Origin of the sequence: Aquimarina sp. MMG016 (assembly GCF_018100805.1) — a bacterium.
Taxonomy (GTDB): Bacteria; Bacteroidota; Bacteroidia; order Flavobacteriales; family Flavobacteriaceae; genus Aquimarina.
This window is the reverse complement of the sequence record NZ_JAGJEA010000002.1, coordinates 694,645-717,888: the sequence shown is the minus strand read 5'-3', so window position 1 is coordinate 717,888 and position 23,244 is coordinate 694,645. Positions and strand designations below refer to the sequence as shown.

At 33.7% G+C, this 23,244-nt stretch carries 29 protein-coding genes; 11 read left to right on the top strand and 18 right to left on the bottom strand.

What is annotated here, in order from left to right:
* Positions 1-27 precede the first annotated feature (27 nt).
* From J8M14_RS06090 to J8M14_RS06080, 3 genes are read left to right on the top strand one after another with little or no spacing between them, the layout of a single operon-like run.
* Complete coding sequence (locus J8M14_RS06090; protein ID WP_211073690.1) at positions 28-1,014, top strand: hypothetical protein; 987 nt, start codon at positions 28-30, stop codon at positions 1,012-1,014.
* Positions 1,011-1,859: a hypothetical protein gene (locus tag J8M14_RS06085; RefSeq protein ID WP_211073689.1), complete on the top strand. Its 849-nt coding sequence runs from the start codon at positions 1,011-1,013 to the stop codon at positions 1,857-1,859. Before J8M14_RS06090 ends, J8M14_RS06085 begins: the two co-directional genes overlap by 4 nt.
* 54 nt (positions 1,860-1,913) lie before the next feature.
* Entirely contained in the window at positions 1,914-2,510 is a 597-nt protein-coding gene (locus J8M14_RS06080; protein WP_211073688.1) for a hypothetical protein, read from the top strand.
* A 50-nt stretch (positions 2,511-2,560) separates the two neighbouring features.
* Here the strand turns inward: J8M14_RS06080 and J8M14_RS06075 are convergent, their stop codons facing one another.
* The 16 genes from J8M14_RS06075 to J8M14_RS06000 all read right to left on the bottom strand — a co-directional run bounded on the left by J8M14_RS06075 (position 2,561) and on the right by J8M14_RS06000 (position 11,290).
* Positions 2,561-2,830: a hypothetical protein gene (locus tag J8M14_RS06075; protein WP_211073687.1), complete on the bottom strand. Its 270-nt coding sequence runs from the start codon at positions 2,828-2,830 to the stop codon at positions 2,561-2,563.
* Positions 2,831-2,861: 31 nt separating this feature from the next.
* Positions 2,862-3,365: a thermonuclease family protein gene (locus J8M14_RS06070; RefSeq protein ID WP_247672558.1), complete on the bottom strand. Its 504-nt coding sequence runs from the start codon at positions 3,363-3,365 to the stop codon at positions 2,862-2,864.
* A gap of 29 nt (positions 3,366-3,394) precedes the next feature.
* Positions 3,395-3,778, bottom strand: a complete 384-nt coding sequence (locus tag J8M14_RS06065; RefSeq protein WP_211073686.1) for a hypothetical protein — start codon at positions 3,776-3,778, stop codon at positions 3,395-3,397.
* Positions 3,778-4,704: a hypothetical protein gene (locus J8M14_RS06060; protein WP_211073685.1), complete on the bottom strand. Its 927-nt coding sequence runs from the start codon at positions 4,702-4,704 to the stop codon at positions 3,778-3,780. Before J8M14_RS06060 ends, J8M14_RS06065 begins: the two co-directional genes overlap by 1 nt.
* Before the next feature lie 2 nt (positions 4,705-4,706).
* Positions 4,707-5,924: a hypothetical protein gene (locus J8M14_RS06055; protein ID WP_211073684.1), complete on the bottom strand. Its 1,218-nt coding sequence runs from the start codon at positions 5,922-5,924 to the stop codon at positions 4,707-4,709.
* 54 nt (positions 5,925-5,978) lie between these two features.
* Positions 5,979-6,383, bottom strand: a complete 405-nt coding sequence (locus tag J8M14_RS06050) for a hypothetical protein (RefSeq protein WP_211073683.1) — start codon at positions 6,381-6,383, stop codon at positions 5,979-5,981.
* A gap of 11 nt (positions 6,384-6,394) precedes the next feature.
* Complete coding sequence (locus tag J8M14_RS06045) at positions 6,395-6,763, bottom strand: DUF6804 family protein (protein ID WP_211073682.1); 369 nt, start codon at positions 6,761-6,763, stop codon at positions 6,395-6,397.
* Between the two features lie 11 nt (positions 6,764-6,774).
* Complete coding sequence (locus tag J8M14_RS06040; RefSeq protein WP_211073681.1) at positions 6,775-7,023, bottom strand: DUF4236 domain-containing protein; 249 nt, start codon at positions 7,021-7,023, stop codon at positions 6,775-6,777.
* A 12-nt stretch (positions 7,024-7,035) separates the two neighbouring features.
* Positions 7,036-7,173, bottom strand: coding sequence for a hypothetical protein (locus J8M14_RS06035; RefSeq protein ID WP_211073680.1), 138 nt, complete (start codon positions 7,171-7,173; stop codon positions 7,036-7,038).
* A gap of 4 nt (positions 7,174-7,177) precedes the next feature.
* Positions 7,178-7,465, bottom strand: a complete 288-nt coding sequence (yidD, locus tag J8M14_RS06030) for a membrane protein insertion efficiency factor YidD (protein WP_211073679.1) — start codon at positions 7,463-7,465, stop codon at positions 7,178-7,180.
* Positions 7,465-7,674 carry a hypothetical protein gene (locus J8M14_RS06025; protein ID WP_211073678.1) on the bottom strand — a complete coding sequence of 70 codons (210 nt, stop codon included), beginning with the start codon at positions 7,672-7,674 and terminating at the stop codon, positions 7,465-7,467. Before J8M14_RS06025 ends, yidD begins: the two co-directional genes overlap by 1 nt.
* Before the next feature lie 176 nt (positions 7,675-7,850).
* Entirely contained in the window at positions 7,851-8,033 is a 183-nt protein-coding gene (locus J8M14_RS06020; protein ID WP_211073677.1) for a YegP family protein, read from the bottom strand.
* A gap of 107 nt (positions 8,034-8,140) precedes the next feature.
* Complete coding sequence (locus J8M14_RS06015; RefSeq protein WP_211073676.1) at positions 8,141-8,575, bottom strand: hypothetical protein; 435 nt, start codon at positions 8,573-8,575, stop codon at positions 8,141-8,143.
* A gap of 18 nt (positions 8,576-8,593) precedes the next feature.
* Positions 8,594-9,265, bottom strand: coding sequence for a response regulator transcription factor (locus J8M14_RS06010; RefSeq protein ID WP_211073675.1), 672 nt, complete (start codon positions 9,263-9,265; stop codon positions 8,594-8,596).
* Between the two features lie 12 nt (positions 9,266-9,277).
* A complete protein-coding gene (locus tag J8M14_RS06005; protein ID WP_211073674.1) occupies positions 9,278-11,092 on the bottom strand; it encodes a tetratricopeptide repeat protein in 1,815 nt (604 codons plus the stop codon).
* A 42-nt stretch (positions 11,093-11,134) separates the two neighbouring features.
* A complete protein-coding gene (locus J8M14_RS06000) occupies positions 11,135-11,290 on the bottom strand; it encodes a hypothetical protein (RefSeq protein WP_211073673.1) in 156 nt (51 codons plus the stop codon).
* A gap of 360 nt (positions 11,291-11,650) precedes the next feature.
* Here J8M14_RS06000 and J8M14_RS05995 point away from each other — a divergent pair, with 360 nt between their 5' ends.
* From J8M14_RS05995 to J8M14_RS05960, 8 genes are all read left to right on the top strand, one after another.
* On the top strand, positions 11,651-12,451 hold the full coding sequence (locus J8M14_RS05995) for a hypothetical protein (RefSeq protein ID WP_211073672.1): 801 nt from the start codon (positions 11,651-11,653) through the stop codon (positions 12,449-12,451).
* A 165-nt stretch (positions 12,452-12,616) separates the two neighbouring features.
* Positions 12,617-13,309, top strand: coding sequence for a hypothetical protein (locus J8M14_RS05990; RefSeq protein WP_211073671.1), 693 nt, complete (start codon positions 12,617-12,619; stop codon positions 13,307-13,309).
* A 9-nt stretch (positions 13,310-13,318) separates the two neighbouring features.
* Positions 13,319-13,831, top strand: a complete 513-nt coding sequence (locus tag J8M14_RS05985; RefSeq protein ID WP_211073670.1) for a hypothetical protein — start codon at positions 13,319-13,321, stop codon at positions 13,829-13,831.
* 816 nt (positions 13,832-14,647) lie between these two features.
* The gene (locus J8M14_RS05980; RefSeq protein WP_211073669.1) at positions 14,648-15,898 is read left to right on the top strand and encodes a Hint domain-containing protein; all 1,251 of its coding nucleotides are present in this window, start codon (positions 14,648-14,650) and stop codon (positions 15,896-15,898) included.
* 1,021 nt (positions 15,899-16,919) lie between these two features.
* Positions 16,920-17,654: a YARHG domain-containing protein gene (locus J8M14_RS05975; RefSeq protein ID WP_211073668.1), complete on the top strand. Its 735-nt coding sequence runs from the start codon at positions 16,920-16,922 to the stop codon at positions 17,652-17,654.
* Positions 17,655-18,259: 605 nt separating this feature from the next.
* The gene (locus tag J8M14_RS05970) at positions 18,260-18,442 is read left to right on the top strand and encodes a hypothetical protein (RefSeq protein ID WP_211073667.1); all 183 of its coding nucleotides are present in this window, start codon (positions 18,260-18,262) and stop codon (positions 18,440-18,442) included.
* Positions 18,443-18,710: 268 nt separating this feature from the next.
* A complete protein-coding gene (locus tag J8M14_RS23015; RefSeq protein ID WP_247672557.1) occupies positions 18,711-18,926 on the top strand; it encodes a DUF559 domain-containing protein in 216 nt (71 codons plus the stop codon).
* 430 nt (positions 18,927-19,356) lie between these two features.
* The gene (locus tag J8M14_RS05960; RefSeq protein WP_211073666.1) at positions 19,357-20,580 is read left to right on the top strand and encodes an amino acid permease; all 1,224 of its coding nucleotides are present in this window, start codon (positions 19,357-19,359) and stop codon (positions 20,578-20,580) included.
* Between the two features lie 360 nt (positions 20,581-20,940).
* On the opposite strand, the gene J8M14_RS05955 is transcribed toward J8M14_RS05960, so the two are convergent.
* On the bottom strand, positions 20,941-22,245 hold the full coding sequence (locus J8M14_RS05955; RefSeq protein ID WP_211073665.1) for a M57 family metalloprotease: 1,305 nt from the start codon (positions 22,243-22,245) through the stop codon (positions 20,941-20,943).
* 224 nt (positions 22,246-22,469) lie between these two features.
* Positions 22,470-23,222, bottom strand: coding sequence for a LytTR family DNA-binding domain-containing protein (locus J8M14_RS05950; RefSeq protein ID WP_211073664.1), 753 nt, complete (start codon positions 23,220-23,222; stop codon positions 22,470-22,472).
* Positions 23,223-23,244 lie beyond the last annotated feature (22 nt).

Sequence of the window (23,244 nt, the reverse complement as noted above, 5' to 3'; positions counted from 1 at the left end):
TATGTAATGTATTCTTAGATATTAAATATGATAAAGCAAATTTTACTAATTGTATGTATTTTTATAACATACCATCAAGGTAAGTCTCAAAATGATATTTCATTTTCTGATACCGAATTTCAATATGGCATCGCAGCTAAGTTGAGTGTAGAAATCGGATATCGATTTTATAAGAAATTTGCACTCAGAAGAAGTAATTTCTATACGCCCGGATATCGCCTCAGTGTTACGGGCGGAATCGGATATGATGTCAAGGGAGATATAGGATTTTTTCCTGCTTTGCATACCGGGATTATGATGTTTAATAAAGGCAGTATTGGAGCAGATCAGAGCCAACATGGGGCTATACCGCAGTTTCATGTTTTTGCAAGTACCATAGTGGCGGTGGAGTTAGATAAAAAAGACTTCAGCCCATTAGAGCGAAGTGTACCTTTCTACCATTTTGCTGAGTTTACGGCAAATCCTATACAAAATCCTTATAAATCCTCCATTAGTTACGGTGCTAATTGGATACGAGTACAAAAAGGAGCAATACAAAGAGTAGGTTTTTTTAATCTTAATGTTTTAGGGCGCGCACAAGTTTCCTACTATAATGATGGAGGACCAGTATTGGGATGGGCTGGAGATAATAGAGATCGATACTACACAGGAGGGTTAGTAATAAGCTATCACGGTAATATTAAAGATGCTGTTGATTTAATCGAGCTTAGCTATCATAAATATACAGGATATCAGAAATACGCATTCGATGTAGCGGATAAATTGCAGATAGACTACCTTAATTACAATGATACTAACCAGTTTGCCTATAATCAACAGCGATGGAGATTGAACGTTTCTAATATCAATAGTGGGTATGGAGGACATATTTCACTATTTAATGTGAATCGTATTGATTTTCAAGACTATTTGCACTTTAAAACCAATGTGCCATATCACCCTGATTACTATAAAGGGTATAGGATCATGTTTGGAGGAAGATTTGAATATAACAAAGTAAACATCCCACAATGAAAAAATATATTGTTTTAATATTTCTAGGGCTATTATTGTCATCATGTAGTCGTACAGGGCTGTCTATAATTAAGCAGGATTACCTTACAAAGGAGTATTCTCTTCATAAAGAAAAATTCGTACCCGAAGTTCTAAGTTATGAAGTGTCAGAATTTGATATCTATGTCTATAACATTTGTGAAAAGACAAACGATACCATTGATTATACCGAAAGATTCTGTAACTGCCCGCAGGATTTCTATGACAAAACCAATAACCCTAACATGAAAAAAGTAGAGGAGGTATATATCCTTAATCACCAGAACTCAGATTTGGTACTGTATTTTACTACATTTTCTCATAAGTATATAAAAGAGGGAGAAGGTTTTTTGAACGATCCCAAACACTACAAAGATAGAATTGTACTAGATCAGGTAGAATATGTGTATATAGGACGGCTGAATGCTATTGAGCATTGGATTCATTTTCCTAGTGCTAAAAACGAAGAAGATATTATTCTACATTTTGACCCTGATAGCCTTCCTAATGAATTGTGTTTTATAGAAGCAAACATTTCTACCTCAGAAAACAGGTATAATAATTATAAGCCGATACCATTAGGTGGCGTATTTAAGGATGCCTTGGAGTATAGGTTATCACCCAAGTACGCTATTGATTTTTATAAAAACCCTAATAAGATCAGAGATTCCAAAATTACGGCAAAGAACATACAAACCATTAATATCATTTCTAGAAAAGGAGCTACAGAAATTGTCTTTATACCGGAAGATCCTACAGAAAGGTTATATAAAATGGCCTCCAAAAGAATTAGATATAAACCCAATTTTTCGATTATTGAACGGTAGGGTTTTGTTAATTTAATTCTTATATTCGGGGAAATAATAACCCAAAGTAAGAACATGTCCGACATTTTAAAAACCGCTGCGAATAACTTGTTATCAAATCTACAACCTATTGAGATTAAAACTTTTTCTATTAAAATAGAGGATATTAGGAAAGCTATGATAACTGAGAACACTTGGTTTGCAAAAGAAAGGGCAGAAGGATGTTTAGGAAAACTTTTTAAGGATTTAGATAAAATTAATAAAGGAGATTGTCTCTATTGGTATGAAACGGAAAATGAAGAAATTGCTAAGCAAATGGTAATAGATTTAAATAACTTTAGGGAAGCGAATAATAAATATAAAGGTGAAAAAAAGTATAGAAGTCTCTCTGCTAAGGGTAAACCAAGAAACATTGATAGTAAAGTTTTATATGTAGGGACTGTTAAACATAGAAACCGAAAGGATGGTTTAACAACTATTGGTTCCAGAACATTCCAGCATTTAGGGTTTTATGACAAAGGAAGCACTGGTGCATTACATCTTTGGTATTGGGCAAAATACTCTGTGAAGTTAAATGTTATCGAATTACCAGGCGATCTTTCTGACTATAGAAATGTATTCGAAAAGTTACTGGCTATAGAACTAAAACCTTTGATTGGGGTTCATCGTTAAAGCCTAGAAAAACATTATATGGAGGCGAATGCAATGTTGAGAATGTTTTATCAATTCTTTTCAAAACTACAAAGCAGCCTGCCAAATTTCTTTTCAACCTTAGCTTTGCATATAGGTCGTATAGAGTCCTTACATTTTTTAAGAGCTCCACATTTTTTGGTTAAATGATATGTTTTACTCGCTGTGCTATTACAGATATATACTTCTTTTTTACAAATTGTTTTCTTAGACTTTTGATCTTCTTTTTTCTCGATTTTTTCCTGGCTAAATCCTGAAAAACCTAAGAACATAGAGAAAACGAATGATAGTATCTTTTTCATGGTTGAGTAGTTTTATATGCATATAGTGCTATTAGTTGATTTTTTTCTTTGATTTCTTTCGTTTGCGATATAGCCAGGGGGCTATCATCTTTTCATCAGACCATATGCCTTTTTTTTGGAGTCTGGCCTGATCTTCCAAAAGGGTATACGTAGTATCTTTTGAGTATTTCTTAAAATGCAATCCAAACCCATTACTCACTATTTCTTTGTTTAATGTTTTACCCTTGTATTCAATAGTAGCGATAAGTCGTCGATATCGATCGTATTTTCCTTTATTAATAACTTTTACTTCTTTACCAAAACAAAAATCAGAAGTAAACTGTTTGGCTTTTTGCCCAAAAGGTTGTTTCTTTTCAGGGCAATCTATATGCTCTAACCTAATTATAATAGGCTCCTTTTCATATAGGACTTCTAAGGTGTCTCCATCTTTTACTCCGATCACTTTAGCAAAAAACTTGGATGGAGGTTTTTGGTCACTGGTGAACGACAAAAATAATAGAGAGACAAGGAGATATTTTATTGAGTTTGAAATCATCTAAAGTGCTTTTAATTAGAAATATACGACTAATTACACATACTTTTGGATACATAGGTTTTGTTGCCATTAGAGTTGATATAGTAACAACCACCTCTCGGACCCCGATAATATGTTTTTGTAGTTCTTGGTTTATATCGTTTTTTTCTAGTAGTATTACTTTCTAATGAATTAGAGTAGTTAGTCTCAGAATCATAGTTGACCGATTTGGTCAAATATTGCTTACTACTCTTATTACTACCCAATTTTCTATCAATAGAATCGATCCGTCTTTGTATACGTTCTGCCTTCTTAATTAAATCATCTCGTTGTTTCACCAATTCTTTACGCATATAAAGTGCGGTTTCCTTGCTTTGCGAATGGATTTGATAATAAGCCAGAAATAGTAGGAATATTAATATGAGCTTTTTCATCAGTTCAGTAAAATAAAATCTGCCATTACTTTTTCAATACTGGATGGGATATCAGCATTTTTGATCTTGTATTTTTTTATTTCCATTTCATCGAACCACTTTTCCCAATAAGCTTCAATAATATCTTGGGCATATGGATTTTCATCATTATGGCTTGTGATACCAATAACAAGAACTTCCAAATCATTTAGTGCCTTGTTAGCTGGTATAAATCCTAAATCTTTCTTCTCCATTTCATTATTCCAGCTAGCCTTATTTAATTGTAGCTTACTTAAACTTTTAGGTGTTAAATATGATGTGCGGTTTTTCTCATTCATTACTGTTTTATCGTGAAACATATAGCCATCAGTTAGAATAACAAGTATGTTTCTGTGACATTCATCAATAGCATAATCTTGGACATTATCTTTAAAAAAACGCCAAATATCTGAACCAGGATAACCTCCTAAGTTTTCGGCATCATACTTTGCTAAATCGTATAGCTCTGAAGGATTATCTGCATAAAGAGATAATGTTTCCTCTATTTTTGCTTTGGAAGTTTGTTTAGTAAAAACCACTTTTAATTTTTCAGCGATTTGATTTATTTTTTCGTCTGAGGGCTCAGGGTTGAAGAACAATTGCATACGATCTTCAAGCAAAATCAATTTTTTGTGTTTCACATGCTCTACAAATGATTTAGATAAGCTTGATAAATAAGCAGAATCCTTTTCTTTTGTTTTGGGTTCTTCAATTCTATCCGATAAGTCTAATAGAATGCTTATGTTTAGATTATTTTCTTTTTGATCTAATATAAATTTAGGGCACTTGCTGGAAACTTGGACTGGTTTAGTTGTCATAACTACCTCTGCTTCATCTTTGATGTCTCTCTTACAACTGTACAATAAAGAAAGTATAGTGATAGCAATTATTGAATTTACCTTTCTCATGATTATAATGTTTTAGTATATACTTTATTTTGGTAGGTGTCAGTATCCAATTCTAATTCTTTAATATGTTTTTGATAGACATTTTTGCATTCTAGCAATAAGGAATTTTTTTCATCCGGACTGATTGGTAATCCTGCAGATATATATTGTTGCCACCCTTGAAGATATTCTGTAGATAATGCTTTGTAGTTCATTACAGGTAGTATACAACCATCAATAATGTTTTGGAGCTCAGATATTCTAATTTTTATTTTAGATATTTCATCTTCAATTTTTTTGGTCTTGATTCCTAATTTTGAAAGGATCTTTTCTTTTTCAAAAATGGCTTCCTTTTTCTCTCTTATGAATGATTTGATTTTATCGCGATCTGCATGTTCTTTCATTACAAAATCGAACACTAATCCCCAAACTATATAGGATACAAAACCGGCAAAAATGATTAACCAAAAACTAACGCTTTGAAACGCTATAGACACATTAAAATCTTCGCTGTCAAATGTTTTATTTAAGTTATATAATTTCTCATCGATTAGATATGCCATGATGGCATCAAATAAAAATGTAATTATAAATAAAGCTGCAATTTTTAACTTATTGATAATTCCTCTTTTCTCCTGAAACATATGAATTAAATAGCCAAGACCAAAAAACACGAAAGGAATAAAAAGTACAAAGCATAATTCAAGTACACCTTCTTCATAAGCTTTTGTAAGCGCTTTTGGATCGAACATCCCTTGAAATAAACTGATGCCGGGATCAAATTCTCTAAAAAAGGCAGAGAAAGATGTTGAAATATAGAAAACGAATAGATAGGCGGCCAATGGTAATAAAAAGCTTATACCTATCCAGAATTTGGCAGATGCTTTTTTATCGATATCAACAAAGAATTCTTCTGGTTTGATTTTTACTTTTCTGCAATCCTGATTCAGTTTTTCGATGTCCATATTAACTTTACCAACATTATTCTCAATTCGTTCTAGCTCTTCTGTTTTATTTAGTAAAGCCGTTTTTTTCCCTTTTTGCTCTGTGACATAAGGTTGTTTAAGTCGTTCTTGCTCATTAAAGTCTATTTTACACTTATTTTCAAATTTCTGATATATAGTATCTAATGATATTTGCAAATTATGAGAATTGCCTTGACAAGCTTTGGATGTGTTGTATCCCTCATTGTGGTACGTCAATTTATCATTAATTGCCGTTTCAGGTTTAATTATGTCCATTTTCCCATTTTGGGAAGTTAATTGAGTAAGTTTTTTCAATAGTCCCATAGTACTTCAATCTTTAAGTTCATTAAGTATTTCTTCTTTAGATTTATCTTCTTTTGCACTTTCTAACAAGTACTGTGATAAGTCTTTTATGTTTTTTTCGAGGAACCCAAAGCTTTTAATGTATTTTTTGAGTGCTATTTCTTCATCCTTACTAACAACTTCATCAGCCCAAATCATTAAAGCAAAATCATATAGGTATTCAATCTTGTTTTCCAAAGTTTCTGGTATAATGACTTCTCCGGCATATTCTGTTAAAATAGTATCTAACTCAGCTTTCGATATGGCTCTTTCTTGGGCAAACTTGTATAATAATTGCATTTCTAAATGGCTAAAATTATCATCAGATAATGCAATTTGATATAGTCTTAAAAAATGACTTTTTACTTCGGCTGTGATGTTTATTTTTTGCATAATTAATTAGTTTAATAAATTTTGTCTCTACTGAATTCTCTTCGTTTTTTTTCTATTTTTTTTGTTTCTCTTTTGGGTTTATCAAAAAACAGAACTAAAAGAAATAGTATACCTGAAGCGATATCTATTGGAATCCAATATGATTTTATGTACAAGTACATTGGAATTATTGGATTGAATAGGATAGCGATGACACCAAAAACAAGTACCCAAATATTTTTTCTTACTAATGCGTCAATTATTAGTAACGATCCTATAAAGACAACAATTCTTAATATTGTATAATATTCAATTGGTAAATTAAATACAGCTGCAAACAATAGACATGCACATATAGTTGATATCACTTTTATAGGGATTAGGTATCTAATTGTTTTCATAATTTGATTTATTAGGCAATTAAAAAGAAAATGAAAGTACTTGAAGTAATTAATAGTATTAATGATAGGAGGCATCCGCTTCCTTTTGATTTTTTGAAGGTCTTTCGATAGGTCAATCCTGGGATTCCGGTTCTAATGGAATATCCTTTAGAGCTTAAGGAACCTCTCTTAGTTCTATAACTTGGGGTAATTCCGGATTTGCTAATATTCAATCCAAATCGTTTTCCCAGTTTTATTCTTTTGTTGTATTTAAAGCCCATAACTTCTAACTATTATTTAGGAGGTTTTCTTCTATGAGGTTTTACAGGAACTGTTTTTGGTCCAGGTTTTGGTTTATTTGGATTGGGTCTCGGTGTAGGAGAAGGGGTTGACCTTCTATGTGGTTTTACAGGTACTGTTTTCTTTGCCATCTTGTTAGTTTTTATGAATTAGTCTTATATCGATTTCTTTTTCCTCAATGATTTGTTGATTAGGTAGTAACATAAGTTTCTCATCACTTAAGGGGTCATTAATAAGAATGTAACTACTTCTGCAATTCTGATACCTAAATCGCAATGCTTTTAGTCCTGATATTAAACCTTTTTTAGATGTTTCTTCATATATATAATTTGAACAGGATTTTCTAAAAATGCATTGTCTTCTTTTAGATTTTGGAATAAAAAACCAGTATAACTTTATGAGAAATAGGAGTAGGAACTTCATTATGGTTTTTTAAATATAACTAGACCAACATGAGAAACCATATCAGGTTTAGCTCCTAAACCAAAACATCCTTGATTTCCAGGGATTAATTTGTCACTGTATTGATGATTAACATATTCCCAACCATATGAATGTTGAGCATTAATAATATTTTGTAATTCCGCTGACACGTCTTTACTTCTTTCAAAATGAACTACTTTAAATTCCATAATAGATTTTATTGATTATTAATCAAACTTACCTTACTTCATAGTCAATTCCTTGTGGTTTTCCACAGTCACAGATTTATTCAAAAGAAAAAGACCTGTCAAGTTTTAAAAACCTAACAGGTCAGTGTTAAAGCCCGTTACCCCATAACAAGCTTTGTGCTGGATTCCAGTATTTTTTACGTAAGATCTTCAACCTCTGCGATAGAAGCATTTGTCTTTACAGAGTCTATTCCGTTTTCACATGCTTGTTTGGAGGTATACATTTCGCTGGTTGCAATTACTTTACCATTACCAGCATGTAAAGTAAAATAGTATTGATCGTTGCTACTTCTTTTGAGCTCAAATTTTGGATTTGCCATGATATTAGGTTTATATGTTAATACATCACAAACCTAATTTCTTAAGAGAAGAATTCTATGTGGTTTTCCACAATGGAAGTTTTTTAAGATAATTAACGAGAGATATCTTAATTGATTTTAAAGACTGAAACAGAATGTCTTTTGCTTAGAATTTCGTCCCAGATCTCAATTTTAACCTTTTTAATATTTTCAACTGATAACTTTTTCATATTTGCTATATCAATTTTAGTTTTATGCCTTTTATTAAAAAAAGATCTTGTACCGAACTCAAAGCATTTTTTGTCAACATTAAAACCTTTAGTGGAATGTGTATATATCATATTCGTCATTTCAATTTTTTCGCCATTTAATAGAGTGAAAAATAATTTCAAATAAATGTTTGAATAACCAAGGTTCTCTTCCAAACAGATTTCTATTTCGGCATTATAATGATCGCCAATAATGTGTTTTGCAGCTCCAATTTGAAAATCTGCTATTGTGTGATTTTTTTGACAACTTAATAACGTCAAAATTATGGTAATAAGAATAAAACTATTTTTCATGTAAGTAATTCTAGATAATCAAGAAATCAACCCCATTCCATCCACCATATGAATTAATTGGATGGTAGTTTTAGCATCAAAGTCTTGGCGTAGTTTGCGTATTCGGTCCTCGATAGAACGTTTGCTATTGGGCTCGATACCTTTTTCTATAAAATGAAGACTGATTTCATCCTGCTTATACCCATTAGCAAGTAATCTGAGTAGTCGAACTTCATAAGGATCCAACTGTGTTACATTTTTTTGGTGTAATGCATTTTTGGAGACGGGACAGGTAAAGGGGTTTCCCTGATACACCTGGTTAATTGCTTTTTTTAATTCTGATAATCCATAGAGGCCTTTGCAGACATATCCATCAATGCTGTGATTGCCAAAAAGGGATTTGATAATAGCGGATTTATCCTCACCGCTAAAGACAATGATTTTAATATCTGGTTGTATATTTTTTGCTTCTTTAATCAATTCTTTTCCCGAAGTGATTTTATGAGGTATTCGGGTATCCAGGTTAAAGGACAGATCGCTAATAAGTAGATTATACGGCTCTCCTTTATTAATGGATTCCTTTATTCTTGATAACGCTTTATCACAGGATTGTACAGTATCTATCTGCGCTTGGGCAAGATTACTTATAGAAGAAACTATACCTAAATTTTCACTATCAATATCTTCTGCAATAATAATTTTTGTAAACATGCTTATACTGTATTATGGGGCGAACTTCATAATGGATTTAAAACCTTTTTGTGGTTTGGTTTCAAATGTAATAGTTCCTTTCATTTCTGTAATGCGGTTTTCCACATTGCGAAGGCCATTCATATGTTTTTTGGCAATATCAAGGTCTGCACCAATTCCATTATCAGTATACTTTATGATAATGTTTTTTTGCTCTTTTGATATACTTATAGAGACTAAGGTTGCCTGACTATGTTTTTTCATATTGGTTAATAGTTCTTTCAGTACCCAATATAATTCTACTTTTTTATAGGCACTTACCATTGTCCAAAAGTCACCTTCTAACTTATTAGTAAAAATTTTGACGTTTTGATTTCCATAAGAATTTAAAAGCGACAAGAGTTCATCACCATATTCAGATCCGGTTTCTATAGTGTGATCTCGCGAAAAATCTCGTACTTTATGGTAGACAGCATTTAATCCGTTAACGATACTGGTATCATCTAGGTTTTGAGGAAGGTCAGTTTCATTTTGTAATTGTGACATCAAATAGAATACATCATTACCTACCTCATCGTGTAGTTTTTTAGAAAGTCTTTTTTCAGTGGAGTGACGTTCTTTTATTCTTTCAATTCTACTTCGCTGTTTTAAGTAATAAACAATGAAAACTACACCTATACATAATAACGATATTAATGACAAGAGAATTATTCTTTGATTTTTTTGTCTTTGAAGAGATGTTTCCTGTTCTGCATTTTTAGCTTTGACTCTAAGGTTTTCCTCTCGATACTGATCTGTCTCATATTTGATTTTAACGAACTGATTTTTGGCTTGTTGTCTAGCTACATTAGTACTATCATTTAATCTTTCAAACTCAATTGCTTCGAGCTTAGGATTATCCTTAAGTTTGATGAGATAGGAGAGAGCTTCTATTTTTGATTTTGGACTTCGCAATTTATTTGCTATTTCATAGGCGTTGTTGGCATAAGTCAATGCCTTTTTATATTGCTTTCTATCTTGATAATGTTCAGTAAGATGAATATTACTGGCAAATTGCCCAGCAAGGTCATTGAACTCTTTTCTTAATTCTAATACTGCTATTAATTCTTCTTCTGCTTTGGGATAACTTAGTTTTGATTTTGCAAAAGCAAGATTATCCATAACTCTAGCCTTTAGCTTTGGTTTTTTTTCGATAACCGGGTATTCTAATATTTTATGTAGATCATTTATAGAAATATTATAATTACCTTGTTTTATAGAAGCTAATGCTATGTTATTTCTTATTCCTAAACTCTTAAGAGTATCTTTAGTTAATTCTAGTGCTTTTTTATACCATTTTATAGCATCAACATAGTTTTTTTGTCTATTAGTAGTTATCCCCAAGTGATTATATATCCCCAATTTATGTTTGTCATTTATTGAATCTGGAAGAGATTCACTTAGAAGTAATGCATAGATTGATGTGTTTTCACTTGAATTAAGGTCACCCAACTTTTTTTGAATACTTGCGATATGCCTTAACTTTTCAATTACTTTGGTTGTATCACCCAAAGAAAGATTTAATTCTTTTGATTTAGTATAATATTTTGCTGACTCAAAAGGTGAGTTGATTTTTCTGTAATAAGCGGCTAACTTATTATAGGCGTTTAATTCAAAATATTGATTATTGATTGATCTAGCATTTATTAGTAGTAAATGGCTCTGATTTATTGCACTGTCCAGTTTTTCACTCTTTTTAAGAGATATAATTTTTTTGGAAAGATTACTCAAGTATAATGAATCTACTTTCTGGGTATAGGAAGAAACGAATATTAAAAAAAAGAGGAATGAAAAAATAAGTTTTGTCATTCCTCTAAAGTAATAAACTATTGGGAATTCTCCCGTTTTAATTTATCCTTCATCATCATCTTCAGGAAGGATTTCTTCCTCTTCTCCTTCTGTAGCGAATTCTTCGATGCCGATGTCTTCAGCTAAATTAGAGGTTGTACAAGAAAATATTGACATACTAAACATTACTATTGCTATAATTAAAAATGATCTTCTCATCTTTTTTTTGTTTTAAAAAATTGAACAATAGTGTTGCTGTCCGGGGGATAAACCCAGCTTATTATTGCCGTTCAGCGAACACGTTAAATGAGAAGAAGCGCTTCTTCGTTTTTTGAGAAGTATGTTTGGAAATAGTCAGACAGAAAAAGCTTGTCGTACTTCTCGGATCAACTTACAGATCCTGTCTTGTATTTCCGGTTTTGAATTAGTTTGTATACATTTGTCTTGATATCTAATCAAGACTTGAACTAAGTCTGAGACAAAGATACAATCACGTTACCCCACTACAGGTAAGGGATTCCAAAGATTCCAAAGAATCTTTTTATTCCAATTATTCCATAACACTAAATTTTAAAAATTATGAGTGGTATTACCTATGAAGAGTATGTCAGTGCAATTCGAAATAAGTATGCTTTACAAAGTGGGGGAGACCTAAGTAGTTTATTGGCTAAGCCAACTAGAGCGAGTCTTAAGAAAGCCTGTATAGAAGCTTTTGATATACGAAAGCAACAAAGTGATAAAAAAATTCTAAAACAATTTTTCGATATTCAAGATGAAGATGGTTTTAATATCAAAAAAGAATTTGATAAGGATAAATTCGTACCAATTATTAACTTTTTAAAAGGAAAAACTGATTTAATCCAATCTTCTACTTCCTTAGAATTAGTAGCATTATTAATTGATTTTAAGCCAAGACCATTTTTAGAGTATAAGAAGAATACTATTAACATAGCTAATCCTGCGTTACAAAATAAACCAGAAAATCAAATTAATCAAGAACCAAAAACTCCTTGGAAAACCATTACAATTACTATAAGTTTTATTTCGATTATATCTGCAATAGTATATTTTGCCTTTAACTGGAAACAAAAAGATTGTATGACTTGGTCAGAAGATCATTATGAAAAAATAGCTTGTGATGATACACCAGGTTCAGAAAACAAAATAGCTGATCAAGAGATTTTGGAAAAATTTGTAAAAGCCAAGATGGATACTATAGAAACCTTTTTTGATAATGGTAGACCATTATATTGGTATACTAAAACAGATGGAGAAATTGAACTTTTTACCGCAGAAGGAGAACATCCAATATCTGGTAAAAAATTAAGACCAATTACAGAAATAATAGTCAGAAAATATGTATATAAGGAAGATTTGTAATGCTATTGTATATTTTTAGATGTTAAGCTAAACAAATTAAATATGTGGATCATAATCATTTTAGTAGCAATTTTAGCATTATTGGGCGCCAGTACCAGAAATCCCAGATCTCGTAAGAAATCCGTTAAGTATCGTAGATTTGATAGAAAGAAGTAGCATTGATATATGAAAGAGATTTTATATAAATTTCTAGTAAGAAAATGGTGGTTACCATTATTAGGGGTATTGATAATCAGTATTCTTTTTGTATATGGATTACAATATGATGAGGGGATTGTAAGAATAGTAACCAGATCATTTTTTTATATAGCTATTGTTATTGGTTTGGTTTCTTGGTTTTGGCAGATAGTCAGTGGTAAGTGGTATATCACAATTATACAGTTTGTAGTGTTACTCTTTATCATAGGAGCTACATTGTCTTTTGAAGTTGTAATGGCTTTTGATACATTAAAAGAAAAAGTAACTATTTCGGAACAAACCACTGGTTTGATCTTGGAAAAAACGGGCTTACAATTAGACAATAAAATTAAGGTGTTGAAATATGATGTGAAGCATACAGAAGGTGCTTTTGATAGTGATTATAGTATATCTATGGAGTTAGAGTATGATGCGATATTCAAGAATATTATTCATAATCAAATTATTAATTCTGTACTATTTGATGCTATTAGAACAGAAAACTATGCTGATCCTGTTTGGGATCATATACATTCTAAAAAGATAAGGGGTATTTGGTGTTACGATACTCAAGGTTTTGAATTTTTAAAAGCAAACAACGATGATAACCTAAAGGAACCGTTTTATTGTACTATAGATACTGTGAACAGAATTATAAAATTAAATATGCATCATTTATAATAATATATTATGCTCTCTAACCAAACACTAACTATCCTAATCATCCTGGGAGTTCTTATGGCGCTAACAGGATTATTTTTATCTTCATTCACCGCTGTTGAAGACAGCGATTTTTTGTTTCGTATAGGGTTATGGCTGATCGAGGTAGCTGGAATGTTTTTGTTATTACGTAATGGTACGTTTCTTAAAACCAGATATTCTCGTATTGTCATGGGGTTACTTGCATTTACGTTAATAGGAGTTGCTTTTATGGTTATGCATTGGCCTTATGGTACTTTTCTTTTGATAGGTGGATGCATCGGTATTGTAATATCTTATGGAATTCATTTCTTTAAGAAACCCATCAAAAAGAGATTAGATTATTTAAAATTAGCTTGGGTAGCTGTATTATATATTGGGGCTGTATTACGGTTATATCATCTTATTCCCAGAGACTATAGAATTCTTACTACAGTATTGATGATATTAGCGGTAATGGATTATATGTTACCTAAGATTAAGAATAAAACCTTGTTTGAGTAAATATAGATCATCTAAGGCGGTTACAATTGTATTTGCCCTAAGAAACTTCTACGTCAAAAATGAAGAGAGTGCAGCGTAACATAAAATTCGTGGAGTGTAGAACGCCTCAATATTATGGAATTATTATTGATTTTTTTAAAGTCTTAGCAATACAATAAAGTTTCATTTTATGTAGTGAAGCGAAGGATATTTTTAGTAGAAGTTTCTTCAGGCTAGCGTTTTTTGGTTCTTTTTTTGGCAATGCAAAAAAGAACAGAATAACTATTCGGACTTCGAACCCCTCAGTCCCCAACAATAATCTGAAATGTCATACTAACATTGCTTTGGATTCCGGGTCCCACTTAAGGCGGCAGGCAAGCCCGGAATGACAAAAATATTCCATTGTCATTCCTGCGTCCGCGTATCACTGAAGCTTTAGTGGAGACGCAAGGCAGCAATCCATTAATAGAACCCATCTAACTAACTAAATTATTGGTCATACCGATGTATTATGCCAAAATGGAGTAGCAGTGAATCCTGTTTATCATATTGCTATGAATAAGGATTCAAACTCCTCACCCTTTTAGGCGGAGGTGCCGCAGGCGGAGGGGGTTGTTTACGTTAACTTGCCTGAGGAGGTATTACCTGTATTATCGATGATATACTATGGAGACAATAGACTTCGACAAACCTGCCTATCGGCAGACAGGCTCAGTTTGACACCTTCGTCCCAACATTAGTTCGAAATGTCATGCTAACATTGCCTTGGATTCCGGGTCTAAGCCCGGAATGACAAAAGGATAAGAATTGTACATTTGTTTTTTAATGATCTAAACTATGAATAAATTACTTAGCTATTTACTACTGATTTGGACAGTAACAATTTCTGCTCAGGAGATTAAGATGTTATATCCAACTAAAATTAAAGAACTAAATGAAGAAGGAGAAAAAGCTCAACTTGCAGAAGAGAAACATTATGCAGAAGTTCTAGAGCTTCTGGAAAGAGGCATTAAATTAGAAGATTTACCAGAAGAAGACCAGAATATATATAATTTATTTGATGAAATGCAAGGAAATTATTGGGCAGCAGGTAATCAAGGATGTAGTTGGTATTGCGGTGTTGAGTCAATGGAGTTAAGTGCGTCATCCTATTTATCATCTCAAGGTAAATCAAGTTACATTCCTGATAATGCCCATGATTTTTCTTATAAATCAGCCTGGGTTGAAGGGGTTGAAGGACATGGTATTGGTGAATATCTTCTTTATAGTTTTGGTCAGGAAAACCCTAGAATTACTGAGATTATTATAGCTAATGGATATGTTAAAAGTGGTGCGGCATGGAAAAATAATAGTCGAATAAGGAAACTAAAAGTTTCTGTGGATGATCGACCTATTGCTATTTTAAATTTAACTGATCAAAGAGCAGTTCAGCATTTTACCTTAGATCCCATAGGAAATAGTGATAGAAGTAATTATGAACAGCTTAAAACACTTCCAAGATGGGAGTTGAAATTCGAAATTCTGGAAGTTTATCCTGGTGATAAATACCAGGACACCGTAATATCTGAGATTTATTTTGATGGTATTGATGTACACTGTTTTGCAAAAGGAACAATGATTACGATGGCAGATCATACACAGAAACCTATAGAACTACTACAAGTAGGTGATACTGTCTTATCTTATGATCTAGATACCAAAACGCATTATCATGCAATGATTAAAGCACTAGATAATCCAAAGCACAGGGATCTCATTAAGATTTCACTAGATAATGGTACTAATATTACCAGTACCAAAGATCATCCGTTTATTTCTTCCGATGGAGCGTGGGTATCTTATGACCCAACAAAAACTCAAAAAGATTATAATTACGATATAGTAGGTACTTTGCGAATAGGAAGTGTGTTGCAAACCAACTTTGGAAGTGGTATGGTCATAGATATACGTTCTGTTCCTAAAACACAACAAACCTATACTATAGTATCTCTTAATAAAGGAAACACATTTTTTGCTAACAACATTTTAGTGGGAACAGAACCTTTGCGCAATAAAAAATGTGATCAACATAAGATTATAACCAGGTAAATTATTTGATAAGGTTCAGTGCTAATAATCAATCTTATGGTTTGTGTAAAATTTTAACAAAACCTGTTAAAGAAAAACGCTAATATCTCTAAAAACCTCCAAAACCCACCCCTAAGGGTTGGGTGATGGACTTCAGACCTCCGTTTGGGGTAGTGTAAACCTCGGTGCATTCGAGCGCTGAGCATAGTGTGTCCGAGGGTAAACCATCGATTGGGGTAGCTTTACCCTTCGGTTGGGGAGTATCAAACCATCGATAAGGGTAGTCCAAACCATCGATGACCCTAGTCCAAAGCTCGGTGACACCGAGCAAAAACCATCGACCAGGGAGGCTTTGATCCTACTAACACCGAGCTCTAAGGGTGGGGGTACTACTCTTTTATGTACCCTAAATCAATAGCTAACTGTTAATTTTTTAACGTGAGTTCGACGTAAGAAAATTTACGTCAGTCTGAGTGATTTTCGGTAGAAAATTGTATCGAAGACAAGTGAATTTTCAGATCAAAGCCTAATTTCGATACAATTTTTCTTCGTTTCACTGCGAAAAACCACTCAATTTGACGGCTTTTACAGATTCGTGAATTACATCTAACTCACATTATTTTAACATATAAATCCTATATTCGTACTTCGAAAATATATGATTTAAATTGAGAAATGGTATTAGTTATGTCTTTATTAAGTTAGACCAAAAGACTTAATTGTATAGATATAAAATCGAATTGCTGTTTATATTATTGTATAAAAACGTCCTAAGAAAATTCAGTGTCAAAAATGAAGTGAATAAAGCGTGAAATTAAATTCGCAAAATAAATATTGCTTATATAGTACTATAATTCAATTGGTCAGTACTTAAGAAAGAGTTTTGTTGCGAAACTTCATTTAATTTAGCGGTATGAACGAAATTTTTAACTGAAGTTTCTCAAGACTAGACTTTTTTGATTCTTTTTTGGGCGATGCAAAAAAGAATATAATACTTAAAAAAAAATCAACAATAAATCAAATCATTAGATATTAAGTATATATGAAAAAAACACTAACCATAATTATTAGTCTTGTAACCACGTTAAATTATGCCCAATTAAAAGACTGTTCGCAATGTGATACTGTACAATACACTCCGGTTGATATTGCCAATAACAGTATATATGAGCTCAATGTATTACGCAATGAGATTTATGCCCGGCATCAGTATGTTTTCGAAAATGAGCGGTTACGTTTGTATTTTAGAAAGAAACCTTGGTATAAACCTAACTATAGCAATCCAGCCAAAGTAACCCTAAATAAAACCGAAGAATATAATATTACACTGTTTAAAACTCGACAGGCTGAGATCGAAGCAGAACGTAAAGTATTGTTTAAAGAGCTTAAAACACTTAAGAGTGCTTTAAATACCAAAGATCTACAAACGGCAAAAAGCTTTGTAGCCAAAGAAGTGAAAGCGCTGGAGGATTTGAATTCTCTTACTGAGCTTAAAGAAATACTAAACGCCATTGACCTGGAGGATGTGAACTGGTATAAAGACAAAGCACTATATCAGGTAAAGATCGATAATGGTTTTATCGTACGCGAAACACATTTATATATCGAGGGGTCCAAAGTTACCCTAAGCACTGCCGATCAGCAGCATTCCAGCATTATGGATGAACCCTTTGCCTATGGTAGTGACTACCACTCTGAGGACGAGTTTAACTCCTGGTGGATCTTTAGCTTTGACGGCAAAAAACTTACCCTAAAAGAACGCCAGATGGCTGGATAGGGTATCTATTGGTATTCCTATAAAAAAATATTACAGCTCCTCTCCCTAATAGGGAGAGGTGGCCACGCCTAAGCGTGGTCGGAGAGGGTTGCCAAGTACTGTTAGCCTGGTAAAGTATATTCCATATTTAGACAAAAGCAGTATAACCGTATTGATACTGCATTCTATAGAGAAAAACAAGTATAAGGTTGGTCGAGAGCAAAGAAAGAAGCCTTGATGAGAGGGGATTTGGATGCGCTGCCCGGATTGTCTATTGCGTATCGTGATAAAGGTTAGGTGACTAAGGCTCTCGAACCCTGAGTGTAAGCATAAAACATTGTTTGAGTAAAAATATATTCTGGATCCCACTTAACGCGGGCTGTTAAGTACGGAATGTTTTTGTCATGCTAACATTGCTTTGGATTCCGGGTCTAGGCCCGGAATGACAAAAATATTTCGTTGTCATACACACTGAGCCTCCTCCTGAGGCGGACAGGTGTCGAAGTGCTGCCAAAGCACAACACTCTGGTATATCTTAAAAACTTGATATATATCATTATTCTACTATTAAAAATATAATATATTCACTATCTTAGAATAAGTATAACTCTTAAAAACAGTACGTTATGGAATTCATGGAATTTAAAGACAAGGATGGTCAGATGCATTATATCAACCCTGGTCATATATCTGCACTCACAACAAAGGATGGCCGATGTAAAATTAATTTAATGGGACATGATTATATAGTAACCGCAGAAACCCTGGAAGAAGTAAAACTTCACCTGATGTCCTTTAAACATTGGTAGGTAGCACACCCAAGAATTTCTAGGAGCTACAATATTCTGATATTTTAATAGTATCTTTCTAGATAGGTGGATATGTGCTTAATATGGAAATTAGCTATGGGAGTTATTCCCTTCTTGAGTAGGGAAGTGCAACGTAGTAGAGCAGGGGTGTGTGATTTTCTGTATGTTTGTATTGTTGACAAATTGATAATCTCTAGACTTCAAAAGGTAGTAGTATTACCTTAACATCTTCATACTTATAGTCACCCTCCCCAAGAAGGGAGTTTTTATGAGTAAAAGAATAACCCAAAGCTTAACAGAGTATACTCGTGAACTTAGGAACAATAGCACTAAATCAGAGATTTTACTTTGGCAAAAGTTGAAACGAAAACAAATGTATGGTTATGATTTTCATAGACAAAAACCTATAGATAATTATATTCTTGATTTCTTCTGTTATAAACTGATGTTGGGTATTGAGGCCGATGGATATTCACATCAGTGAATAGAAGTGCAGAAGAAAGATACCAGAAAAGAAAAAAGAATGAATCAGTTGGGTATTACTGTACTGAGTTTTACAGATCAAAGGTATACAGGGATATGTTTAATGTGTTGCTGGCTATTGAGGATTATATCCAAAAGTATGAAGGAAACAATTCCCCTCTCGAGAGAGGTTAGGCTTGCCTGCCAAATAGGTAAGGGTGTGTCAGGGTATGAAAGTAAGTTTGTGTATAACACACCCAAGTACTTCTAATCCAGCTAGCTGAAGACTTCTTATAGATTTTTTTGTTTTGTATAGTTCATACCCTTACCTGTCTGTAGATGAGGTAAAATCCCTATCTTAGAGAACCCTTTGTTTTAGAGATGCATACTAAGATCTCTAACACATCTCCTTTCCTAAAGCTTGTATAGCATCAAGTAATAAAATCAAAGCCATGAGTAACACAGGACTAAAAAGAAGTATTACATTTCCAAAGCTACTTTTTTATGGATTAGGGACTATGGTAGGAGGAGGTTTTTATGCCTTACTGGGAGAAGTGGCAGGAGAGGCAGGGTGGGTAACACCGTTGGCCTTTCTATTTGCAGGAATTTTGGCATTGATCAATGCATTTACTTATGGAGAATTGAGTTCAAGGTTCCCGGTAAGTGCGGGAGAAGTACAATATGTCAAGGAAGCCTTTAAAAAAAAATCCATCTCATTTGTCGTCGGTTGGGTGGTCATCGCTACCGGAGTAGTATCTGCTGCGACATTGGTAGTAGCCACAATAGGATTTTTACAGGACGTAGTTGTTTTTCCGGAGTCTCTGGGCATAGTATTACTGGTTGTAATTATGGGAAGTATCAGTATTTGGGGGATAGGAGAATCGGTATGGACTGTTCTTATTATTACCTTTATCGAGGTGGGTGCCTTGATATATGTGGCTTTTATTGCTAGTAATAACCTGCAAAACATTTCAGAAGTCACGTCCCAGTTCACCACTAGCTCTTTTGATATATTTCTCTTAACTGGAATCCTATCCGGGGCATTTCTGGGATTTTATGCTTTTATAGGGTTTGAAGATATGGCCAATATGGCCGAAGAAGTTAAAAAAGCAAAGCGTTCGCTACCCAAAGCTATGTTAGGTAGTGTAATCCTTACGACTCTTATATACGTAATCGTATCCACTTTTGCCATATTAAGTGTATCTCCGGAAGAGTTGGCCAAAGCATCAACTCCTCTTGCCAGGGTCGTCGAGGGAGCCGGGAATTCTTCTAAAGCTTTTCTTACTGCGGTAAGTATATTAACCGGAATTAATGGTGCTCTTGTACAAATCATCATGGCATCAAGAGTACTCTACGGTATGGGAAAAAAATCAGAGTCTCTGGCAGTCTTTTCTCAAGTACATTCAAAAACACAAACTCCTATCAAAGCTACCCTGATGGCAGTAGCCATTATACTGGTATTGGCATTATTCTTTCCATTAAGAGGACTGGCTGAAGCTACCAGTGGTATCATTTTATTTCTTTTTGCATTACTAAATTTAGCACTGCTAAAAATAAAAAAGACGGTCCCCATAGTATCTGAGGGAACTGTAACGTATCCATCCTGGATTGCGATGCTTGGATTGGTGATATGTCTGGGTATGCTTGTCTTTAAATTGTGGACCAGTATTATATAACCTATATTTTTCTTAAAAACCTGCCATGATAAATATGATGTCCTAAAAGGGTATCAATGGAGTATAAGGACATCGGACTTTGATTTCGAGAACCTCAGCCCTCAAATCCTAGTAATAATGAAAATAAAGGATAGCAATAACTGAGCGAAGCCGAAGCGAAAACGGGCTTGGACTCCGCGGATGCTGAGCCTGCCGAAGTACAGTCCTCGGGAGTAAATAATAGTGAAAATGAAGGATAGCAAACACTACCGTTGACCGCCTCATCCTAAATCTCAAGAGGAAAGTATACTAGTACAAAAAAACACTACTCATACTAGTGAGTAGTGTTTTCTTTTTTATGATACCAAAAATGGTATTATACTATTGTGGTAAGGGAGTAGGGCCGCCATCGCCACCGCAGTCTTGTACTGAGATCACTTCTGAATATTCGATAGAGGATCCACAGGCATTTGTTGCTTTTACAAATACATTGGTTGTATAAGGAAATGAAGGAAAGGTGGTGAAATGCACCTCGGTACCTTTAGGATTTTGATCTACATAGGTATGACCACCTCCTCGCCATTCATAATGCACACCGGCATAATCCGGATGATTGTCTTGCACCAGGGCGATCACATTCTGATTAAGGCACGGTGAAGATGAATAAAACGTAATGTTTGTTGGAGTTCTTGGCCTTCCGATCCATAAGTTTTTACGAAGCGTTTGACCCGAAAACTGCGCTTCAACATAAGCTTCTCCGCTCACAAAACTATTGGTAGACTGTACAGTAATTGCAGTATTAGAGGAAGATACCACCTGGAGGTTAGGAGAAGTTATCCAGTTTACTGTAGAACCGGCACCGGTTAAGTTGTAGGTAACGGCAGTATTGTTGCATATTGGCGAAACCCCTGATAGGATTGCTGAGACAGGAGGAAACAAATATGCTATTGCATTAATATCACCCGTGCTAAAATCATCGATGGAACATGCTTGCCCTCCATTCATTACGGATTGAGAATCTGTTGTTGGTGTTCCAGGGATAAGGTTTCCAAAAGATTGATTAGTATGAGTAAGTCCGACATTATGCCCCAGTTCATGCTGGACATTAGAGATTCTCATATCCTGAGTGATGGGAAATCCACAAGCATTAAAATCAGGATTTACCCAAATTCTTGCACCGGGCAAACCATTGGATGTTGGAAATTCACCTCGTCCAAAAACATTAGGAGCTAAAGTCATGCCTGGATCCTGTGAATCGTACATTATCCGTATATCTGCATTAATTACAGATGTAGTGATAATAAACTGTAAACTGGAGTTAACAGCGTTCCAGCGATCAATGGCATCCTCGGATGCAGCTCTCCAGGCAAAATTCATCCCCGGATTTATATATACATCAATGGTAGAAATAGTAACAGAATTAGGATGTTGTCTTTGTTTAGTATTCGAATTTATTGGCGAATTGTATTTTTTGTTTTTGTAAAAAACCATATCTCCGTCTACCAAATAATATGTTCCCTGATCTTCGATCTCATCATCAGTAAATCCCCAACTCTTTATGGTTTCTAATACAGCATCATCCTGTATCAGGTTTTCATTTTCTACTATATAATCATCTTTAGTACATCCTATTAGGAAGGAAAAGAATAGTGTTAATAGGAATACATTTTTAATTCGTTTTTTCATGATTGTGTGATTTTAAGATTTGCCATACTTTGTGTTAAGGAGTGTTCAGGTCAATTTTTTCTCCTTGAATCTAATATATGCTCGTATACAAGAGAGGATCATAGATTCTACTATGATCTAAGCTATTAAATCCATACTGCGAGTAATAGAGAAAAGTGGTAGAAGAAGTAAATTAGGTGTTGAGTGTGGGTATTGAGTTGACGAAAGCAATAAACTTAACAATATCAGGAAAGCATAGTAATGAGCTGGCTTAAGTTAGGTTTATTCCGTACGGAAACGTGGATTTTCTCATTATTTTTCAGGATAATGGTTTCCTTTTTATAGATAGAAGCAATATGATCGATATTGATATTCACAGAGCGATGTGCCTTAAAAAAACGTTTGTCCGCCAGTAATTTTTCGTAATACTTCAATGAGTTTGATGCTAGCAAGGTTTTACCATTGGTTAAATGAAACTGTGTATAATTACTATCTGCTACATATTTTATGATATCACTAATTTTTACCGCTATATGTTCCTTGCCAATGTGCAATAGTAATTGTGTATCCTGATGACCCAAAAAATCAGAAAGCAATTGGTATTTGCTGATGGTAAATAATCTTTCTTTTAGATTAACATATCGTTCTACGGCAGCAATAAGTTTTTGTGAGGCAATAGGTTTCATAATAAAACTAAAAGCATAATGATCAATGGCTCTTTGGATAAAATTATCATAAGCTGTAATAAAAATAACCTCGAAATTAGGTTGCTTAATAGTATCAAATATTTCAAAGGATAACCCATCTCTGAGTTCTATATCCATAAAAACCAATTCGGGATCTTCCTTATGTATAAGAGCAATCGACTCTTCTACACCATCTGCATAACCGGTAATGTCAATATCATCAAAATTATTGGAAAGAATAGACGTTATATATTCTTTAGCATTAGGATCATCTTCTATGATAATAGTTTTAATTTTAGAAGGTGTACGCATAGGATATAATATAAAATAGTTT

What these genes read in the sequence shown, in the direction of transcription:
- J8M14_RS06090 (WP_211073690.1), top strand. Translation starts at nt 28, where the DNA reads ATGATAAAGCAAATTTTACTAATTGTATGTATTTTTATAACATACCAT.
- J8M14_RS06085 (WP_211073689.1), top strand. Translation starts at nt 1,011, where the DNA reads ATGAAAAAATATATTGTTTTAATATTTCTAGGGCTATTATTGTCATCA.
- J8M14_RS06080 (WP_211073688.1), top strand. Translation starts at nt 1,914, where the DNA reads ATGTCCGACATTTTAAAAACCGCTGCGAATAACTTGTTATCAAATCTA.
- J8M14_RS06075 (WP_211073687.1), bottom strand. Translation starts at nt 2,830, where the DNA reads ATGAAAAAGATACTATCATTCGTTTTCTCTATGTTCTTAGGTTTTTCA.
- J8M14_RS06070 (WP_247672558.1), bottom strand. Translation starts at nt 3,365, where the DNA reads ATGATTTCAAACTCAATAAAATATCTCCTTGTCTCTCTATTATTTTTG.
- J8M14_RS06065 (WP_211073686.1), bottom strand. Translation starts at nt 3,778, where the DNA reads ATGAAAAAGCTCATATTAATATTCCTACTATTTCTGGCTTATTATCAA.
- J8M14_RS06060 (WP_211073685.1), bottom strand. Translation starts at nt 4,704, where the DNA reads ATGAGAAAGGTAAATTCAATAATTGCTATCACTATACTTTCTTTATTG.
- J8M14_RS06055 (WP_211073684.1), bottom strand. Translation starts at nt 5,924, where the DNA reads ATGGACATAATTAAACCTGAAACGGCAATTAATGATAAATTGACGTAC.
- J8M14_RS06050 (WP_211073683.1), bottom strand. Translation starts at nt 6,383, where the DNA reads ATGCAAAAAATAAACATCACAGCCGAAGTAAAAAGTCATTTTTTAAGA.
- J8M14_RS06045 (WP_211073682.1), bottom strand. Translation starts at nt 6,763, where the DNA reads ATGAAAACAATTAGATACCTAATCCCTATAAAAGTGATATCAACTATA.
- J8M14_RS06040 (WP_211073681.1), bottom strand. Translation starts at nt 7,023, where the DNA reads ATGGGCTTTAAATACAACAAAAGAATAAAACTGGGAAAACGATTTGGA.
- J8M14_RS06035 (WP_211073680.1), bottom strand. Translation starts at nt 7,173, where the DNA reads ATGGCAAAGAAAACAGTACCTGTAAAACCACATAGAAGGTCAACCCCT.
- yidD (WP_211073679.1), bottom strand. Translation starts at nt 7,465, where the DNA reads ATGAAGTTCCTACTCCTATTTCTCATAAAGTTATACTGGTTTTTTATT.
- J8M14_RS06025 (WP_211073678.1), bottom strand. Translation starts at nt 7,674, where the DNA reads ATGGAATTTAAAGTAGTTCATTTTGAAAGAAGTAAAGACGTGTCAGCG.
- J8M14_RS06020 (WP_211073677.1), bottom strand. Translation starts at nt 8,033, where the DNA reads ATGGCAAATCCAAAATTTGAGCTCAAAAGAAGTAGCAACGATCAATAC.
- J8M14_RS06015 (WP_211073676.1), bottom strand. Translation starts at nt 8,575, where the DNA reads ATGAAAAATAGTTTTATTCTTATTACCATAATTTTGACGTTATTAAGT.
- J8M14_RS06010 (WP_211073675.1), bottom strand. Translation starts at nt 9,265, where the DNA reads ATGTTTACAAAAATTATTATTGCAGAAGATATTGATAGTGAAAATTTA.
- J8M14_RS06005 (WP_211073674.1), bottom strand. Translation starts at nt 11,092, where the DNA reads ATGACAAAACTTATTTTTTCATTCCTCTTTTTTTTAATATTCGTTTCT.
- J8M14_RS06000 (WP_211073673.1), bottom strand. Translation starts at nt 11,290, where the DNA reads ATGAGAAGATCATTTTTAATTATAGCAATAGTAATGTTTAGTATGTCA.
- J8M14_RS05995 (WP_211073672.1), top strand. Translation starts at nt 11,651, where the DNA reads ATGAGTGGTATTACCTATGAAGAGTATGTCAGTGCAATTCGAAATAAG.
- J8M14_RS05990 (WP_211073671.1), top strand. Translation starts at nt 12,617, where the DNA reads ATGAAAGAGATTTTATATAAATTTCTAGTAAGAAAATGGTGGTTACCA.
- J8M14_RS05985 (WP_211073670.1), top strand. Translation starts at nt 13,319, where the DNA reads ATGCTCTCTAACCAAACACTAACTATCCTAATCATCCTGGGAGTTCTT.
- J8M14_RS05980 (WP_211073669.1), top strand. Translation starts at nt 14,648, where the DNA reads ATGAATAAATTACTTAGCTATTTACTACTGATTTGGACAGTAACAATT.
- J8M14_RS05975 (WP_211073668.1), top strand. Translation starts at nt 16,920, where the DNA reads ATGAAAAAAACACTAACCATAATTATTAGTCTTGTAACCACGTTAAAT.
- J8M14_RS05970 (WP_211073667.1), top strand. Translation starts at nt 18,260, where the DNA reads ATGGAATTCATGGAATTTAAAGACAAGGATGGTCAGATGCATTATATC.
- J8M14_RS23015 (WP_247672557.1), top strand. Translation starts at nt 18,711, where the DNA reads ATGAGTAAAAGAATAACCCAAAGCTTAACAGAGTATACTCGTGAACTT.
- J8M14_RS05960 (WP_211073666.1), top strand. Translation starts at nt 19,357, where the DNA reads ATGAGTAACACAGGACTAAAAAGAAGTATTACATTTCCAAAGCTACTT.
- J8M14_RS05955 (WP_211073665.1), bottom strand. Translation starts at nt 22,245, where the DNA reads ATGAAAAAACGAATTAAAAATGTATTCCTATTAACACTATTCTTTTCC.
- J8M14_RS05950 (WP_211073664.1), bottom strand. Translation starts at nt 23,222, where the DNA reads ATGCGTACACCTTCTAAAATTAAAACTATTATCATAGAAGATGATCCT.